Raw genomic sequence first — 17,347 nt, forward strand, 5'->3', positions numbered from 1 at the left:
ATGAAACTTAGGCTTTACGCTGCTGAGCGCGTGCAACCGGTTTTTCTGCTGTGCTGGCTTCCGCAACGTTAACTGGCAGGTGACGACCAATCAGTGAGCGATAACCGAAGGCTCCGAGGCAGGCACCGATCAGCGGGCCAAAAATCGGAACCAGGAAGTAAGGAATATCTTTGCCACCGGTGAATGCGACGTTGCCCCAGCCGGCGAAGAAGGCGAACAGTTTCGGACCGAAGTCACGCGCTGGATTCAGTGCGAAGCCGGTCAGTGGACCCATGGCACCACCGATAATGGCCACCAGCAGACCAATCAACAGTGGGGCCAGCGGACCACGTGGAACACCGTTGCCGTCATCGGTGAGCGCCATAATCACGCCCATCAGTACTGCAGTAATCACCATCTCCACCAGGAACGCCTGACCAACACTGATGTGCGGGTTCGGATAGGTAGAGAAGATACCGGCCAAATCGAGGCTTTCGACGCTACCGCGTACCATCTGGTGGCTGGTTTCAAAATCCACGAACAAATTGTAGTAAAGACCGTAAACCAACGCGGCAGCGCAGAAGGCGCCGGCAACCTGCGCCAGGATGTACGGGACAACTTTACGACCTTCAAAGTTTGCGAACAGGCACAGCGCGATGGTGACGGCTGGGTTAAGATGCCCGCCTGAGACACCGGCGCTCAGATAGACCGCCATGGATACTGCTAAGCCCCAGATAATACAAATTTCCCACTGACCGAACGCAGCACCGGCCAATTTCAGTGCGGCAACGCAGCCTGCACCAAAAAAGATGATCAAACCGGTGCCAATAAATTCGGCGATGCACTGACCTGTTAGTGTGTTAGTTGTTTGACTCATAATGGCATTCCTGAAGCGAGGTTAAATTTTATCAGTTTTTGTTCTCATCCATGAGTCGCCCAGCTTTTAATGTAGGGTTGATGTGAATTTATCGTTAACGAGCATAAACGAGAAATAGCGAAATTGAAAATTGTGTACTGCGTCATAAAAATGCGCGTTTTCGCGTCTTTTTCGTTTCTTTAAGGCCCATTCACCCTATCTGGCGGGAAGATCTTTAGGTGATCGCCCACACAAATGCGCGAAGATGCGCATTTTTTTAGGCATTGACTGAAAAGTGTTACAGACTGCCCTCGCAGGCCTTGTGCCGCTGGACTTGCTGGGTTTGGCTACATACAATCGAGTCATCGTGGCTGAGCGCACCATAATAAGGCATGCACCAGCCCCATCAACGCCTTGCAAGATTTAGGAGAGGTCAGAAAGATGTCATTTGAAGTATTCGAGAAACTGGAAGCGAAAGTACAGCAGGCGATTGATACCATCACTCTGCTGCAGATGGAAATTGAAGAGCTGAAAGAGCAAAACAATAACCTGAAAAACGAAGTCAGCCAGGCTTCAGGCAACCAGGATGCGCTGGTACGTGAAAATCAGCATCTGAAAGAAGAGCAGCACGTCTGGCAGGATCGTCTGCGGGCACTGCTGGGAAAAATGGAAGAAGTTTAAGCGTTATCGCTTAAACCAACGGGTGCCGCGGCACCCGTTTTTGTTGCGGCTTACTCGATGTCGAGTGCGTCTTCAGACAGGATAATGCCGGTATTGTCGGCATACAGATGATCGCCAGAGAAGAAGGTTACGCCGCCAAAGTTAACGCGTACGTCACTCTCGCCAATGCCTTCACCCGCTGCTCCCACCGGAATTGCCGCAATCGCCTGAATGCCGATTTCCAGCTCTTCCAGGTCATCAACCTGACGCACCGAACCGTAAATCACAATGCCTTCCCACTCATTTTGCGCTGCCAGAGTCGCCAGCTGAGCATCGACTAGTGCGCGACGTACCGAGCCGCCGCCATCCACCAGCAATACGCGACCCCGACCATTCTCTTCCAGCAAATCGTAGAGTAAGCCGTTGTCTTCGAAACATTTCACTGTGGTGATTTGACCACCGAATGAGCTGCGCCCACCAAAGTTCGAAAAAAGCGGTTCAACAACGTTCACAGCTTCGTGGTAGATGTCACAGAGTTCAGATGTATCGTATTTCATGAGGGTTTTCGTCTGTTTGCCACAGGAGCGCTAAGTATATCGCTATCTGGCGATTGTTGGCAAAATCATCAACCGCCAAAAAAAGCGCTGCATCAATATCCTGCGTAATAAAAAGCCCGGCGCAGTGGCCGGGCGGGAATAGCGAGGACGACGCTTACAGAATGAAGCGGCTGAGATCTTCGTCGGCTACCAGCTCATCCAGATGCTTACCAACGTACTCGGCATCGATGGTAATCGACTCGCCGTTACGATCGCTGGCGTCATAGGAGATATCTTCCATCAAACGCTCCAGCACGGTATGCAGACGACGCGCACCAATGTTCTCAGTGGTTTCGTTCACCTGCCACGCTGCTTCGGCAATACGACGCACCGCATCATCGGTAAAGTCGATGTTAACCCCTTCAGTACCCATCAGCGCTTTGTACTGTACGGTCACCGAGGCGTTCGGTTCGGTCAGGATACGTTCGAAGTCGTTGACGGTCAGCGCCTGCAGCTCAACGCGGATCGGCAGACGGCCCTGCAGTTCTGGAATCAGATCGGAAGGGCTGGCAACCTGGAACGCGCCGGATGCGATAAACAGAATGTGGTCGGTTTTCACCATGCCGTGCTTGGTGGATACGGTGCAGCCTTCAACCAGCGGCAGCAGATCGCGCTGCACACCTTCACGTGAAACGTCTGGACCGCCGGCATTCTGACCGCCGCGCTTACAGATTTTATCGATTTCGTCGATGAACACGATGCCGTGCTGCTCAACCGCATCAATGGCATCCTGCTTCAGCTCTTCCGGATTCACCAGCTTGGCCGCTTCTTCTTCAATCAACAGCTTCATCGCTTCTTTGATTTTCAGCTTACGCGGCTTCTGCTTCTGGCCACCGAGATTCTGGAACATCGATTGCAGCTGGCTGGTCATCTCTTCCATGCCAGGAGGCGCCATGATTTCAACGCCGGCTGAGGAAGCGGCCAGATCGATCTCAATCTCTTTGTCGTCCAGCTGGCCTTCGCGCAGTTTCTTGCGGAAAGACTGACGCGCTGCCGAGGGTTCAGCCGCTTGCTCAGCCTGGCCCCAGTTATTTTTCGCCGGTGGGATCAGCACATCAAGGATGCGCTCTTCCGCCATCTCTTCGGCGCGGTATTTGTTCTTCTCAATCGCCTGGCTGCGCACCATCTTGATGGCAGAGTCGGTCAGATCGCGAATAATAGAGTCGACTTCTTTACCGACATAACCGACTTCAGTGAATTTGGTCGCTTCTACTTTAATAAACGGTGCGTTAGCCAGTTTGGCCAGGCGACGCGCTATCTCGGTTTTACCCACACCAGTAGGACCAATCATCAGAATATTTTTCGGCGTGACTTCGTGGCGCAGCTCTTCGTCGAGCTGCATGCGGCGCCAGCGGTTACGTAGGGCGATGGCGACCGCCTTTTTTGCGCCGTCCTGGCCGATAATAAAGCGGTTAAGCTCGCTGACAATCTCGCGTGGAGTCATCTCGGACATGATTTTGATCCTTACGCCTTAGACGGCAATGCTTCGATGTTGATGTTGTGGTTGGTGTAGATACAGATATCGCCGGCGATGTTCAGCGCCTTTTCCACAATATCTTGTGCACCAATGTCCGTGTTCTCCAGCAGTGCGCGTGCTGCTGCCTGAGCGTAAGGGCCGCCAGAACCAATCGCAATCAGGTCATTTTCCGGCTGGATAACGTCGCCGTTGCCGCTGATGATCAGTGAGGCGTTTTCGTCAGCGACCGCCAGCAGCGCTTCAAGGCGGCGCAGCATGCGATCGGTACGCCAATCTTTCGCCAGTTCGACCGCCGCTTTCACCAAATGACCCTGGTGCATCTCCAGCTTGCGCTCAAACAGTTCAAACAGGGTGAAGGCATCTGCGGTACCGCCAGCAAAACCAGCGATCACTTTATCGTTGTAAAGACGACGGACTTTTTTAACATTGCCTTTCATTACGGTATTGCCGAGCGTAGCCTGGCCATCACCGCCAATCACTACCTGGCCGTTGCGTCGTACACTTACTATTGTTGTCACGGGCAGACCCCTTGTTACAGTAGAAAAGGAACTCCGCGCACTCGGCGCGGAGTATCATGCAACCAGATATGGGGCAGGATTGGGGAGTTTCAACCCCTAAAGAATTTAAGGTAAAGCGAGGGGAATACAACTTCCGTGGCCGGAGCTGTGTAAGCGTTTGACCGTGCTGTCCGCGCTGCTGCGATCTTTAAACGGTCCGATCACCACGCGATTCCAGCCACCGCCGGTCGTAATACGGCTCTCAAATCCTTCAAATGCCAGACCGGCGCGCACGGATTCCGCCTGATCGGTGCCTTTAAATGAACCACACTGCACCATCCAGCGTTGCGAAGAGGTTTTCTCTTCAGGTTTCGCCCTGGCGGTTTCCTGCGGCTTGCTCTGCTGCGTTGGCTCGCGCGTGATCGGCGCAGGTTGCTGCTGCTGACGCGCGGCCTGTTGCTGCTGCAACTGCTGTTGGCGCTGCTGCTGTTGTAACTGTTGCTGCTGGCGTTGTTGCACCTGCTGCTGCTGTTGCTGTACCTGTTGACGCTGCAGCGTTTGCTGGCGCTGCGCCGGGGTTTGTTCATTCCACGGTACTTCATTCAGCTGCGTAGGCTGCTGGCGCATATCGGCCTGCATTTGATCCAGTAGCTGGCGCTGTTCATCGGTTAGCTGAGTTTGTGATTGTACGCCACCCGCCGAAGGCTCAGTCGGTGATGGAACGGTAATCTGACGATTTTCCAGCTCTTTGATGTACTTCCAGCGCTCTTCCGGCTTCGGCGGCAGGCCGTTACCATTGGCTTTATGATTCGGAATAACCTCAATCTCTTCTTTCTTATGGTGCGAGATGAACCATAAACCACCGGCAAAGGTGACCAGCACGGCCACAGCCAGTATCATCATGATTTTTGAAGTGCCGGAGCCGCCTTTGCTTTTCTTGCTGCGGCTGGCGGGTTTTTTGCGACGCGTCCCTGTTGAACGCCCGCGGCCTACATAATCTTTCTGTGCCACTTTCGTTCTGATACCCTTCAAAAAAATGCCAATGGGCGTGAAAAATTGCGATTAATCGCCCGGCAACGAATGCGCCATGTTACGCAAGGGCTGGAACTTTGACCAGCACAGTCTGCCTTCAGAATCGGCTGAAAATTCTGGGGTCGTTACGCTATTTTTCGCGTTTTGCCGCCGGTGCGGTACTACCGCGTACGCGCAGCTCCGCATCCAGCAGACGTGATCCATTATTCACGCGTTTCCCTTGCAGCTCATCGAGTAATAGCAGCATCGCTTCGCGGCCAATAGCAAAGCGCGGCTGCGCGACGGTGGTCAAGGGTGGATCGTAATATTGTGCGAGCTCGATATCATCGAAACCCACAACAGACAAATCTTGTGGAATGCGCATGCCAAGTTTGCGCGCCTGGTTCATGGCACCCAGCGCCATCAAATCGCTATGGCAGAAGATGGCTTTTGGCGGCTGCGGCAAGCTCATTAACTGCTTCAGCGCGCTGGCGCCTGCTTCAAAGGTGAAATCACCGTGCACAATCATGGTGGGATCGATGGCGATGCTGCTGCGGCGCAGCGCCTGAATGTAGCCCTGCAAACGATACTGGCTGAGCGGAACGTGTTCTGGTCCGGTGATGCAGGCGATTTGACGATGACCAAGCTGCAAGAGATGATTAACGGCTTCAAATGCCGCCGTCAGGTTATCAATGTGCACCGTTGGCAGCGCCATTTCTGGGGCAAATTCATTTCCCATCACCATCGGCGGCAGATTGCGCTGATCTTCAATGCCTGCATCAAACGGCAGCTGTGAACCCAGCAGCACCATGCCGTCAATTTGCCGCGTCAGCATTAAATTCAGGAAGGTTTTTTCCTGCTGATTTTGATGGGCACAATCTCCAATCAGGACCAGATAACCTTCCTGCGCGGCGGTCACTTCTACGCCGCGGATAATCTCACTGAAAAAGGGATCGCAGATGTCCGGCACAATCACCAGAATAGTTTGCGTTTCACCGCGTTTGGCGTTGCGCGCCAAACCGTGCGGCGCGTAGCCCACGGCAAGCACCGCTTTTTCGACTTTGAGCCGGGTAGCGGCAGAGACTTTTTCTGGATTCATCAACGCACGTGAAACCGTGGCGGTAGAAACACCGGCTTTCTCAGCCACATCTTTCATGGTGGCGGCGGTTGAGGATTGCTTCTGGTCCAACGTATAACTCCTGACGCGGTACAGCGCATTGATTTACAGAGAATGCCGGGCTTCAACCGGGTCGGCACTATTGTTAACCCAAGGTCGCGCCGGGTTGTTACTTAATTTGCATAAAAATTGTGACTTGTGCGACTTTTTTCGATCTGGCTCGCAGTTGTAGCGTGGCTTAACTCTCGGTGGGATCGATATCTAACGTCCATTTCACTTTGCGCGCGGCGGGCAAAGTAGCGATCAATGGCAGCGATCCGCTCAGCAACTGTTGCAAACGTTTACGTGACGGATGTTGTACCAGTAACTGCCAGCGCCAGCGCCCGCTGCGTTTAGGCGCCAGTGCAGGAACTGGCCCCATCAGCCACATCGCCTCATCTTTCATTGGACTGGCTTCCAGTAAATTGCGCAGTTGCGTAAGAAATTCCGCTGCCTGCTGGTTATCCATATCTTCGGCGCGGAACAGGGCGTGGCTGGTCCACGGCGGCAGCTGAACTGATTGACGCTCTAGCAGCGTTTGATCGGCAAAGGCAAAATAGCCGCGATGCAACAGGGTTTGCAGCAGTGGATGTTCTGGATGGTGGGTTTGCAGCAACACTTCGCCCTGTTTCCCGGCGCGACCAGCGCGGCCAGCAACCTGGGTATAGAGCTGAGCGAAACGCTCGGCGGCGCGGAAATCGGCGGAAAACAGCGCGCCATCAACATCCAGCAGTGATACCAGCGTGACATCCGGGAAATGGTGACCTTTCGCCAGCATTTGTGTGCCGACCAGAATGCGCGCACCGCCGCGATGCACATCGGCCAGATGCTGCTCCAGCGCACCTTTGCGGCTGGTGGTATCGCGATCGATGCGCGACACCGGTACGCCAGGGAATAACGTACCGAGCTGCTGTTCCAGCTGTTCGGTACCTACGCCGACCGGCATCAAATGCGTTGAGCCGCAGCCCGGACACTGATTAGGTAGCGGGCGCTGGCTATCGCAATGATGGCAGCGCAACTGGCGATGATTCTGATGCAGCGTGTAGTAGCTGTCGCAGCGCTGGCACTCTGCCAGCCAGCCGCAATCATGACACATCAGCGCCGGTGAGAAACCGCGGCGGTTGAGAAACAGCAGCACCTGATTATCGGCCTGCAGATGCTGGCGCATTTTGCCGAGCAGCGCGGGTGCCAATCCTCCTTTCAGCTGCTGACCTTTCAGATCAATCAACTGCTGTAACGCCGGTTTGGCATTGCCCGCGCGTTTGGTGAGATTGAGCTGGCGATATTTGCCAACGCGTACGTTGTGCAAGGTTTCCAGCGCGGGCGTGGCCGATCCCATCACAATCGGGATGTCTTCTTCATGGGCGCGAAATACTGCCAGATCGCGCGCCTGATAGCGCCAGCCTTCCTGCTGTTTGTACGAGCTATCGTGCTCTTCATCAATAATGATCACACCCGGACGCGCCAGCGGCGTGAACAGTGCTGAACGCGTTCCGATAACAATCGCGGTTTCGCCGCTGCGCGCGCGCAGCCAAACCGCAAGGCGTTCACTATCGTTGAGCGCCGAGTGCAACACATCAATCGGCGCATCAAAACGTTCGCGGAAGCGGGCGATTGTTTGTGGCGTCAGGCCGATCTCCGGCACCAGCACCAGCGCCTGTTTGCCGCGTGCCAGCACATTCTCCAGCACGCTAAGATAAACTTCGGTTTTACCCGAACCGGTAATTCCCGCCAGTAGCCAGGGTGCGTAGTGGTCGTCTTCGCTGCGCATCGCGCCCACCGCCATCGCCTGATCGGTATTCAGGCGCAGGCGTTCGCCTTTTACGGCGAAGCTGCTGCGCCAGTCGTGCATTTGCGGCGCGTGTTCACGCAGATCGCACAAGCCTTTCGCGCGCAACGCTTGCAGGGCGGCATCGGTAAAATCGTGTTCGCTGACCTGATGACGATACAACGGCTGCTGACGCAGCATCGCCAGCGCCTGCTGCTGTTTCGGCGCGCGCTTCAGGCTCTCCATCGCCACTTCTCGTCCAGCATCATTGATCACCCATTGCCACAGCGGTGCTTCCTGCGCCGGTTTGCCCTGGCGCAGCAGCACCGGCAGCGCATGACTCAGCACTTCACCGAGCGGTGAGTGATAATAATGAGCCGCCCAATGCAGGATGCGCCACAGCGCGGGCGAGAACAGACTTTCATCGTCGAGTACGTTCTCAATCTGCTTGAGCTGCGTTAACGGGAGATCGCTGGTTTCGCGCGTACCAACCACAATGCCGATCATTTTGCGATTGCCGAACGGCACATTCACGCGTGCGCCTGCCACCGGCTGCGGCGCATCGGCAGGCAGCAAGTAATCAAACAGACGAGGTAGCGGAACGGGCAGGGCAACCTGAACAACGGGCATGTGAATCTCTATCCGGTTCTGAATTAAGGAGAAGTAGTGTACACGCTGATACACTGAGCGGGTATCTAGAGTAGTGATTTGCTAAAACTGGTTAATTTCTGTATACTATGCCGCCTTCGATGAGATTGCTCGTCGGAGCATACACTTAATGTTCAATCGCGTGTGGTGCTGTGCAGGCTGAGAGCCTGGCGCGGAGAGCGACACGGCCTTTTATGAGGTTCTCCCATGAAACAAGGTATTCACCCTAAGTACGAAGCAGTAACCATGACTTGCTCTTGCGGTAACGTGATCAACACCCGTTCAACCATGGCTTCTGGTCTGAACCTGGACGTGTGCGGCAAATGCCACCCGTTCTACACTGGTAAGCAGCGTGTTGCTGACACCGGTGGCCGTGTAGATCGCTTCAACAAGCGTTTCAGCGTGCCAGCAAGCAAGAAATAAGATTATTTGCCGTCGAATCATCACGATTCGGAAGCAAGAAAAAACCCAGCTTCGGCTGGGTTTTTTTATTTCTGGCGTCAGTATTCCCAACTATCGGGATCGATGCCCATCTCACGCATAATCTGTTTTGCTTCTTCCGGAATTTCATCACTGCGTTCTTTGCGCAGATCGACATCGTTCGGCAGAGGCTGCCCGGTGAAAGCATGCAAAAAGGCTTCACACAGCAGTTCGCTGTTGGTAGCGTGACGCAGGTTATTCACCTGACGGCGTGTACGCTCATCCGTTAAAATCTTCAGCACTTTCAGCGGGATAGAAACTGTGATTTTCTTAACCTGCTCGCTCTTCTTACCATGTTCAGCGTAAGGGCTGATATATTCGCCGTTCCATTCAGCCATGGGTTACCTTAATCAATAAAAGTTGAATATGGGGAAATCCGTTGATTATGCCCGATTTTTCGATACCTGACCCCTTAAACCGCAGGTTTTATGCTTGAGCATCGCTTTTGAAAAGGAAAGCGCGCTGAACACCAGGCGATGACGGACAATTTTAGCGGTTATTGATGATTTGCTCAATCTATACGCAAAGACATTTAGATGTCCAGATGTATTGACGTCTATGCGCTGAATGTTATTCTGTTGCTCTTCTTTTTCTTCAGGAACAGTAGGCACCATGACGCGCAAACAGGCAACCATCGCAGTACGCAGCGGTTTGAATGATGACGAGCAATATGGCTGCGTTGTCCCACCGATTCATCTCTCCAGTACTTATAACTTCCTCGACTTCAATGAGCCGCGCGCGCATGACTATTCACGCCGCGGTAATCCGACGCGCGATGTGGTTCAGCGTGCGCTGGCGGAGCTGGAGGGGGGCGCAGGTGCGGTATTAACCAATACCGGCATGTCAGCGATTCATCTGGTGACCACCGTGTTCCTGAAGCCGGGCGATTTACTGGTCGCACCTCATGACTGCTACGGCGGCAGCTATCGTCTGTTCGATAGCCTGAGCAAGCGCGGTGCCTATCGCGTGAAGTTTGTTGATCAGGGCGATAAAGCCGCGCTGGCTGCTGCATTAGCTGAGAAGCCAAAGCTGGTGCTGGTCGAGAGCCCAAGCAATCCGCTATTGCGCGTGGTTGATATCGCCAGCATTTGTGCCGCCGCGCGCGAAGCCGGCGCGATTAGCGTGGTGGATAACACCTTCCTTAGCCCGGCGCTGCAAAACCCGCTGGCGCTGGGTGCCGATCTGGTGGTTCACTCCTGTACCAAATACCTGAACGGCCACTCCGATGTGGTTGCAGGCGCAGTCATCTCTAAAGATCCGGCGATGGCGACCGATCTTGCCTGGTGGGCGAATAATATTGGTGTCACTGGCGCCGCGTTTGATAGCTACCTGCTGCTACGCGGTTTACGCACGCTGTCGCCGCGTATCGCCGCCGCACAACGCAACGCATTGGCAATTGTTGATTACCTGAAGCAACAACCGCTGGTGAAAAAACTGTATCATCCGTCTCTGCCGAAAAACGCCGGTCATGAGTTTGCGGTACGTCAGCAGCGTGGCTTTGGCGCCATGTTGAGTTTCGAAATTGATGCTGATGAAGCGCGCCTGCGCCGCTTCCTGAAAGCACTGCAGCTGTTTACGCTGGCTGAATCACTGGGCGGTGTAGAGAGTTTGATTTCGCATACCGCGACCATGACGCATGCGGGCATGTCTGCAGAAGCGCGCGCGGCAGCGGGAATTTCTGAAACACTGCTGCGTATTTCAGTGGGAATTGAAGATCACGAAGATTTAATCGCCGATCTGGATAATGCATTCAGGATCGCAGCCGAGGGGTAACCATGACGATTTCAGCAGGCGCGGGAACGCCGATCAAGCAGTTGCATAAATTTGGTGGCAGTAGCCTGGCCGACGCACGTTGCTATCAACGCGTAGCCAGCATCATGGCGGATTACAGCCAGCCAGGCGACTTAATGGTGGTCTCTGCTGCAGGCAGCACCACCAACCAGTTGATTAGCTGGCTGAAATTAAGCCAGAGCGATCGCTTATCTGCCCATCAGGTGCAACAGGCTTTACGCCGCTTTCACAGCGAGCTTATTGCTGCGCTGCTGCCTGCTGAATATGCCGAAACCCTGACCTCTACCTTTATACGCGATCTGGAACGGTTGGCGGCACTGCTCGACGGCACCATCACCGACGCGGTTTATGCCGAAGTGGTCGGCCACGGCGAAATCTGGTCGGCGCGCTTAATGGCTGCAGTATTAAGCCAGCGCGAAATTGAAGCGGCCTGGCTTGATGCGCGTGACTTCCTGCGTGCCGAACGTGCCGCACAGCCGCAGGTGGATGAAGGAAAATCCTGGCCGCTGCTGCAGGAGCTGTTGACCCAGCATCCGCATAAGCGTTTGGTGGTAACCGGATTTATCAGCCGCAGCGATGCCGGTGAAACGGTCTTGCTGGGCCGTAACGGCTCGGACTACTCGGCCACGCAGATTGGTGCGCTGGCGGGTGTGGGTCGCGTGACCATCTGGAGCGATGTGGCGGGCGTGTATAGCGCCGATCCACGCAAAGTCTCTGATGCCTGCCTGCTGCCGCTGCTGCGTCTGGATGAAGCCAGCGAGCTGGCACGTCTGGCGGCGCCGGTATTGCACACTCGCACCTTGCAGCCGGTTTCTAATAGCGATATCGATTTGCAGCTGCGCTGCAGCTATCAGCCGGAGCAGGGCTCGACGCGCATCGAGCGCGTGCTGGCATCTGGCACCGGTGCGCGCATCGTCACCAGCCACGATGATGTGTGTCTGGTTGAGATTGAGATCCCGGCTAATCACGATTTCAAAACGCAGCAGAAAGAGATCGATCTGCTGCTGAAGCGCGCGCAGCTACGGCCGCTGGCGATGGGGATTCATCCCGATCGCCGCCTGCTGCAGCTGTGTTACACCTCTGAAGTGGTGAACAGCGCCTTTAATCTGCTGCAGGATGCCGCATTGCCGGGTCATCTGCAGCTGCGCGACGGCTTAGCGCTGGTGGCGCTAGTGGGAGCAGGCGTAACGCGTAATCCGCTGCATAGCCATCGCTTCTGGCAGCAGATCAAAGATCAGCCGGTGGAATTTGTCTGGCAGTCTGAAGATCACATCAGCATTGTTGCTGTACTGCGCGTTGGGCCAACGCAGCACCTGATTCAGGGCTTGCATCAGTCGCTGTTCCGCGCGGAAAAGCGCATTGGCCTGATACTTTTCGGCAAAGGCAATATTGGATCCCGCTGGCTGGAGCTGTTTGCGCGCGAGCAGGAAACGCTGTCGGCGCGTACCGGATTTGAATATGTGCTGGCGGGCGTGGCGGACAGCAGCCGCAGTTTGCTGAGCTACGACGGTCTGGAAGCCAGCCGCGCGCTGGCGTTTTTCGATGACGAAGCGGTTGAGCGCGATGAAGAGTCGCTGTTCCTGTGGATGCGCGCGCACCCGTTCGATGATTTGGTGGTGCTGGACGTCACGGCGAGCGAGCAGCTGGCGCAGCAGTATCATGATTTCGCCAGCCACGGTTTCCACGTGATCAGCGCCAATAAGGTCGCCGGTGCATCCAGCGGCCAGAGCTGGCGTCAGGTGCGTGATGCCTTCGCCAAAACCGGGCGTCACTGGCTCTATAACGCGACCGTGGGCGCCGGTTTGCCGGTCAATCACACGGTGCGTGATTTGCGAGAAAGCGGTGATAGCATTCTGGCGATCAGCGGCATTTTCTCTGGCACACTTTCCTGGTTGTTCCTGCAGTTTGACGGCACGGTTCCATTCAGCGAGCTGGTCGACCAGGCCTGGCAGCAAGGCCTGACTGAACCCGATCCACGCGTTGATCTGTCTGGGCAGGATGTGATGCGCAAGCTGGTGATTCTGGCGCGCGAAGCGGGCTACGACATCGAGCCGGATCAGGTGCGGGTGGAATCGCTGGTGCCGTCGATTTGCGACGGTGAGTCGATTGATCACTTCTTCGAAAATGCCGATGAGCTCAATGAGCAGATGCTACAGCGTCTGGAAGCGGCGCAGGAACTGGGTCTGGTGCTGCGTTACGTAGCGCGTTTCGATGCCAATGGCAAAGCGCGCGTCGGTGTGGAAGCGGTACGCCCTGAGCATCCGCTGGCCGCGCTGCTGCCGTGCGATAACGTGTTTGCCATCGAAAGCCGCTGGTATCGTGATAATCCGCTGGTGATTCGCGGTCCTGGCGCAGGTCGTGATGTGACGGCGGGTGCACTGCAATCTGACATCAATCGCCTCGCACAGCTGCTGTAACCTTCCACAATAGGCAGACGGCTCCCCTCGTCTGCCTTTTTCACTTTATCCCTCCCATCATGAAACGCTTTCACGTTGTTTGAAGATTTGTCACGCCTGCTGATTAATTTTAAGTTGACGCTAACGCGGTAATGGTTCATTTTGTGCATCTGGACGTCTAAACGTATGGATGTTCGCGGGCCGAAAAATAATCGCTGTGTGATGATGAGGTAATTAGGATGAGTTTCTTTCACGCCAATCAACGTGAAGCGTTGAACCAGAGCCTGGCTGAGCTGAATGGGCAAATTAATGTCTCTTTTGAGTTTTTCCCGCCACGTACCAGCGAAATGGAAGAAACCCTGTGGAGCTCAATCGATCGGCTGAGCAGCCTGAAACCGAAATTCGTCTCCGTGACCTACGGCGCCAACTCGGGTGAGCGCGATCGCACGCACAGCATTATTAAAGGCATCAAAGATCGGACCGGTTTAGAAGCGGCACCGCATCTGACCTGTATCGACGCCACGCGTGATGAACTGCGTGGCATCGCCCGTGATTACTGGGACAGCGGCATTCGTCATATCGTGGCACTGCGCGGTGATTTACCACCGGGCGGCGGCAAACCAGAAATGTACGGTTCGGACCTGGTAGCGTTGCTGAAAGACGTTGGCGATTTTGATATTTCTGTGGCGGCTTATCCGGAAGTACATCCGGAAGCGAAAAGCGCGCAGGCCGATCTCATCAACTTAAAGCGTAAAATTGATGCCGGTGCGAACCGCGCCATTACCCAATTTTTCTTTGACGTTGAAAGTTATCTGCGTTTCCGCGATCGCTGCGTCGCGGCCAGCATCGACGTTGAAATCGTGCCGGGCATTCTGCCGGTATCCAACTTTAAGCAGCTGCAGCGCTTCGCCACCATGACCAACGTCCGCGTGCCAGGCTGGATGAGCGCGATGTTTGAAGGCCTCGATAACGATCCGGAAACGCGCAAAATGGTCGGCGCTAACGTTGCCATGGACATGGTGAAAATCCTGTCGCGCGAAGGGGTGAAGGATTTCCACTTCTATACGCTGAACCGCGCCGAGATGAGTTACGCCATTTGCCACACGCTGGGCGTGCGCCCGGGGATTAGCGCCTAAGGTGATGCGCGCCCCTACAATTTGCCAGTGCTGATTCTGTAGGGTGCGCATTCATGCGCTCCTGACACCAGGGTGCAGAACCCATAAAAAAAGGAGCCAGCTGGCTCCTTTTTCACATCATGCCTCTTTGTTAACCGGTATTACGCATACCCGCTGCAACACCGGCAATCGTCACCATTAGCGCTTGCTCAACGCGCGCATCCGGCGCATCACCGCGCTCTTCCTGCGCACGTGAACGATGCAGCAGTTCAGCCTGCAATACGTTCAGCGGATCGGTATACACGTTACGCAGCGCGATGGATTCGGCAATCCACGGTTGGTCAGCCATCAGGTGCGCATCGTTGGCGATGGTTAGCACCGCTTTAATATCCGCATCCAGCTGATCGCGTAGCTGCTTGCCGAGCGGCCACAGCGACTTATCCACCAGACGCTGATCGTAGTATTCCGCCAGCCACAGATCGGCTTTCGAGAACACCATCTCCAGCATGCCAAGACGCGTTGAGAAGAACGGCCAGTCGCGGCACATGGTTTCCAGCTCATCCTGATGACCTTCATCCATCGCTTTCTGCAGCGCGGCGCCCGCACCCAGCCAGGCCGGCAACATCAGGCGGTTTTGCGTCCAGGCAAAGATCCACGGAATGGCGCGCAGCGATTCCACACCGCCGGTTGGGCGACGTTTTGCCGGACGTGAGCCCAGCGGCAATTTACCCAGCTCTTGCTCCGGCGTTGCCGAACGGAAGTACGGTACGAAGTCGGGATTCTCACGCACATAGCCGCGATACATGGCACAGGAGTGCGCCGAAAGGCCGTTCATGATCTCCTGCCATTCGCGTTTTGGTTCCGGTGGTGGCAGCAGGTTAGCTTCCAGAATCGCGCCGGTATACAGCGACAGGCTGGCGATAGTGACTTCAGGCAAACCGTATTTGAAGCGAATCATCTCGCCCTGTTCGGTCACGCGCAGACCGCCTTTTAGGCTGCCCGGCGGTTGTGATAACAGCGCGGCGTGTGCTGGCGCGCCCCCACGACCAATTGAGCCGCCGCGTCCGTGGAACAGCGTCAGCGTGATGCCGGCGCTCTCACAGGTTTTGATCAACGCATCCTGCGCCTGATATTGCGCCCAGCTGGCGGCCATCACGCCGGCATCTTTCGCCGAGTCGGAATAGCCAATCATCACCATCTGCTTGCCATTGATAAAGCCGCGATACCAGTCGATGCTCAGCAGCTGCGTCATCACGTCATTGGCGTTGTTGAGGTCATCAAGGGTTTCGAACAGCGGCGCCACCGGCATGGCGTAAGGAATACCGGCTTCTTTCAGCAGCAGATGTACCGCCAACACGTCTGACGGCGTTTTCGCCATCGAAATCACGTAAGAGGCAATTGAGCCCTGCGGCGCTTCGGCCACCACTTTGCAGGTATCGAGCACTTCACGCGTTTCATCGCCAGGTTCCCACTGATGCGGCAACAGCGGACGCTTAGAATTCAGTTCACGGATCAGGAAGGCCTGTTTGTCCGCTTCTGACCAGCTTTCGTAATCACCGAGGCCGAGATAGCGCGTCACTTCAGCAATCGCCTGGGTATGTCGGGTGCTCTCCTGACGGATATCGATACGCACCAGCGGCACGCCGAAGCACTTCACGCGGCGCAGCGTATCCAGCAGCTGGCCATTGGCGATGATGCCCATGCCGCACTGTTGTAAAGACTGATAGATAGCGAACAGCGGTTCCCACAGCTGATCGTTAGAAACCAGCAGACCGGTCGGACGCGGCAGGCGCTCGCCTTTCAGACGACGTTCCAAATAAGCTTGTGTCGTCATCAGCTGGCTGCGCAGGCGTTTCAGCACCATACGATATGGCTCCAGCGCTTCCGGATCGCCGCACAGCTCGCGCACTTCGTCGCTGCATTCGGACATCGACAGCTCAGAAACCAGCACGCCGATATCACGCAGGAACAGGTCCGCGGCTTTCCAGCGGCTCAGCTGCATCGCGTGGCGGGTAATCGGTGCGGTAACGTTTGGGTTGCCGTCACGGTCGCCGCCCATCCACGAGGTAAATTTGATCGGCACGAAATCGACCGGCAGCTTAATGCCAAAGGTCTCTTCCACCTGTTCATTCAGCTCGCGCAGGAAGGCAGGCACGCCTTGCCACAGGCTGTTTTCCACCACGGCAAAGCCCCATTTGGCTTCATCGATGGGCGTTGGACGATATTTGCGGATCTCATCGGTATGCCACGCTTGTGCCACCAGCTGACGCAGACGGCGCATCACCTGCGTACGCTCGTAGTCAGAGATATCGCTGTGATCGAGTTGCTGTAAACAGCTGTTCACTTCGCCGAGCATATGGATCAGCGTGCGGCGGGTAATTTCGGTGGGGTGTGCCGTCAGCACCAGCTCCAGCGACAGCTCTTCAATCGACTGGCGGATAGCGGCTTCGCTGATATCACCTTGCTGTTTCAGACGCTCGAAGGTCTTCTTCAGCAGCTCAGGATGATTCGCGCCATCGCCGCTGCGGGAAATGGTTTGATACTGCTCAGCGACGTTGGTGAGATTAAGGAACTGGCTAAACGCACGCGCAACCGGCAGCAGCTCGTCATTCGACAGATTTTGCAGCGTGTTCAGCAGTTCCTGACGATGAGTGTCATTTCCCGCGCGGGATGACTTAGAGAGTTTACGGATGGTCTCCACCTGGTCGAGGATGTTCTCTCCTAGTGCATCCTTAATCGTATCCCCGAGCAGTTTGCCGAGCATACTGACATTACTTCGCATTGCGGAATATTGTTCGTTCATTGGACCCTGACACCCTCATCATCTTTTTAAATATCCCCACGGGAATTATCCACGGGCATAACATCGTCTTTTATCTAGCCACGTATCTTCTTGTACGTCAATTGACTTAAATCC

The 17,347-nt window shown here is 55.3% G+C and carries 14 protein-coding genes; 5 read left to right on the top strand and 9 right to left on the bottom strand.

Annotation, left to right across the window (positions count from 1 at the left end; genetic code table 11):
* Nucleotides 1-7: 7 nt before the first annotated feature.
* Nucleotides 8-856 (bottom strand): MIP/aquaporin family protein, encoded by an 849-nt coding sequence (locus CRO19_RS09695; RefSeq protein ID WP_097095648.1) that lies wholly within the window; start codon nt 854-856, stop codon nt 8-10.
* 420 nt (nt 857-1,276) lie between these two features.
* Between CRO19_RS09695 and zapB the strand changes: the two genes are divergently transcribed.
* Nucleotides 1,277-1,516, top strand: a complete 240-nt coding sequence (zapB, locus tag CRO19_RS09700; RefSeq protein ID WP_097095649.1) for a cell division protein ZapB — start codon at nt 1,277-1,279, stop codon at nt 1,514-1,516.
* Between the two features lie 50 nt (nt 1,517-1,566).
* Here zapB and rraA read toward each other — a convergent pair whose 3' ends face one another.
* The 6 genes from rraA to priA form a co-directional block, all read right to left on the bottom strand.
* Nucleotides 1,567-2,052 carry a ribonuclease E activity regulator RraA gene (gene rraA / locus CRO19_RS09705; protein ID WP_097095650.1) on the bottom strand — a complete coding sequence of 162 codons (486 nt, stop codon included), beginning with the start codon at nt 2,050-2,052 and terminating at the stop codon, nt 1,567-1,569.
* A gap of 154 nt (nt 2,053-2,206) precedes the next feature.
* Nucleotides 2,207-3,544, bottom strand: a complete 1,338-nt coding sequence (hslU, locus tag CRO19_RS09710; RefSeq protein WP_007885388.1) for an ATP-dependent protease ATPase subunit HslU — start codon at nt 3,542-3,544, stop codon at nt 2,207-2,209.
* An 11-nt stretch (nt 3,545-3,555) separates the two neighbouring features.
* Entirely contained in the window at nt 3,556-4,086 is a 531-nt protein-coding gene (hslV, locus tag CRO19_RS09715) for an ATP-dependent protease subunit HslV (protein WP_007885391.1), read from the bottom strand.
* Between the two features lie 105 nt (nt 4,087-4,191).
* Nucleotides 4,192-5,076, bottom strand: a complete 885-nt coding sequence (gene ftsN / locus CRO19_RS09720; protein ID WP_097095651.1) for a cell division protein FtsN — start codon at nt 5,074-5,076, stop codon at nt 4,192-4,194.
* A gap of 151 nt (nt 5,077-5,227) precedes the next feature.
* Nucleotides 5,228-6,265: a DNA-binding transcriptional regulator CytR gene (gene cytR, locus CRO19_RS09725; protein ID WP_097095652.1), complete on the bottom strand. Its 1,038-nt coding sequence runs from the start codon at nt 6,263-6,265 to the stop codon at nt 5,228-5,230.
* Between the two features lie 166 nt (nt 6,266-6,431).
* Nucleotides 6,432-8,630 carry a primosomal protein N' gene (gene priA, locus CRO19_RS09730; RefSeq protein WP_097095653.1) on the bottom strand — a complete coding sequence of 733 codons (2,199 nt, stop codon included), beginning with the start codon at nt 8,628-8,630 and terminating at the stop codon, nt 6,432-6,434.
* A 225-nt stretch (nt 8,631-8,855) separates the two neighbouring features.
* Between priA and rpmE the strand changes: the two genes are divergently transcribed.
* Complete coding sequence (gene rpmE / locus CRO19_RS09735; protein ID WP_097095654.1) at nt 8,856-9,071, top strand: 50S ribosomal protein L31; 216 nt, start codon at nt 8,856-8,858, stop codon at nt 9,069-9,071.
* A gap of 77 nt (nt 9,072-9,148) precedes the next feature.
* On the opposite strand, the gene metJ is transcribed toward rpmE, so the two are convergent.
* Nucleotides 9,149-9,466 carry a met regulon transcriptional regulator MetJ gene (gene metJ, locus CRO19_RS09740; protein WP_007885403.1) on the bottom strand — a complete coding sequence of 106 codons (318 nt, stop codon included), beginning with the start codon at nt 9,464-9,466 and terminating at the stop codon, nt 9,149-9,151.
* 274 nt (nt 9,467-9,740) lie between these two features.
* On the opposite strand from metJ, the gene metB reads away from it, so the two are divergent.
* The 3 genes from metB (at nt 9,741) to metF (ending at nt 14,451) form a co-directional block, all read left to right on the top strand.
* Nucleotides 9,741-10,901: a cystathionine gamma-synthase gene (gene metB / locus CRO19_RS09745; protein WP_097095655.1), complete on the top strand. Its 1,161-nt coding sequence runs from the start codon at nt 9,741-9,743 to the stop codon at nt 10,899-10,901.
* A gap of 2 nt (nt 10,902-10,903) precedes the next feature.
* Entirely contained in the window at nt 10,904-13,336 is a 2,433-nt protein-coding gene (locus tag CRO19_RS09750) for a bifunctional aspartate kinase/homoserine dehydrogenase II (protein ID WP_097095656.1), read from the top strand.
* Between the two features lie 218 nt (nt 13,337-13,554).
* Nucleotides 13,555-14,451, top strand: a complete 897-nt coding sequence (metF, locus tag CRO19_RS09755) for a methylenetetrahydrofolate reductase (protein WP_097095657.1) — start codon at nt 13,555-13,557, stop codon at nt 14,449-14,451.
* Between the two features lie 130 nt (nt 14,452-14,581).
* On the opposite strand, the gene ppc is transcribed toward metF, so the two are convergent.
* A complete protein-coding gene (ppc, locus tag CRO19_RS09760) occupies nt 14,582-17,233 on the bottom strand; it encodes a phosphoenolpyruvate carboxylase (protein ID WP_097095658.1) in 2,652 nt (883 codons plus the stop codon).
* Nucleotides 17,234-17,347 lie beyond the last annotated feature (114 nt).

It is taken from the genome of Candidatus Pantoea floridensis (assembly GCF_900215435.1).
Classification (GTDB): Bacteria; Pseudomonadota; Gammaproteobacteria; order Enterobacterales; family Enterobacteriaceae; genus Pantoea; species Pantoea floridensis.

What these genes read in the sequence shown, in the direction of transcription:
- CRO19_RS09695 (WP_097095648.1), bottom strand. Translation starts at nt 856, where the DNA reads ATGAGTCAAACAACTAACACACTAACAGGTCAGTGCATCGCCGAATTT.
- zapB (WP_097095649.1), top strand. Translation starts at nt 1,277, where the DNA reads ATGTCATTTGAAGTATTCGAGAAACTGGAAGCGAAAGTACAGCAGGCG.
- rraA (WP_097095650.1), bottom strand. Translation starts at nt 2,052, where the DNA reads ATGAAATACGATACATCTGAACTCTGTGACATCTACCACGAAGCTGTG.
- hslU (WP_007885388.1), bottom strand. Translation starts at nt 3,544, where the DNA reads ATGTCCGAGATGACTCCACGCGAGATTGTCAGCGAGCTTAACCGCTTT.
- priA (WP_097095653.1), bottom strand. Translation starts at nt 8,630, where the DNA reads ATGCCCGTTGTTCAGGTTGCCCTGCCCGTTCCGCTACCTCGTCTGTTT.
- rpmE (WP_097095654.1), top strand. Translation starts at nt 8,856, where the DNA reads ATGAAACAAGGTATTCACCCTAAGTACGAAGCAGTAACCATGACTTGC.
- metJ (WP_007885403.1), bottom strand. Translation starts at nt 9,466, where the DNA reads ATGGCTGAATGGAACGGCGAATATATCAGCCCTTACGCTGAACATGGT.
- metB (WP_097095655.1), top strand. Translation starts at nt 9,741, where the DNA reads ATGACGCGCAAACAGGCAACCATCGCAGTACGCAGCGGTTTGAATGAT.
- CRO19_RS09750 (WP_097095656.1), top strand. Translation starts at nt 10,904, where the DNA reads ATGACGATTTCAGCAGGCGCGGGAACGCCGATCAAGCAGTTGCATAAA.
- metF (WP_097095657.1), top strand. Translation starts at nt 13,555, where the DNA reads ATGAGTTTCTTTCACGCCAATCAACGTGAAGCGTTGAACCAGAGCCTG.
- ppc (WP_097095658.1), bottom strand. Translation starts at nt 17,233, where the DNA reads ATGAACGAACAATATTCCGCAATGCGAAGTAATGTCAGTATGCTCGGC.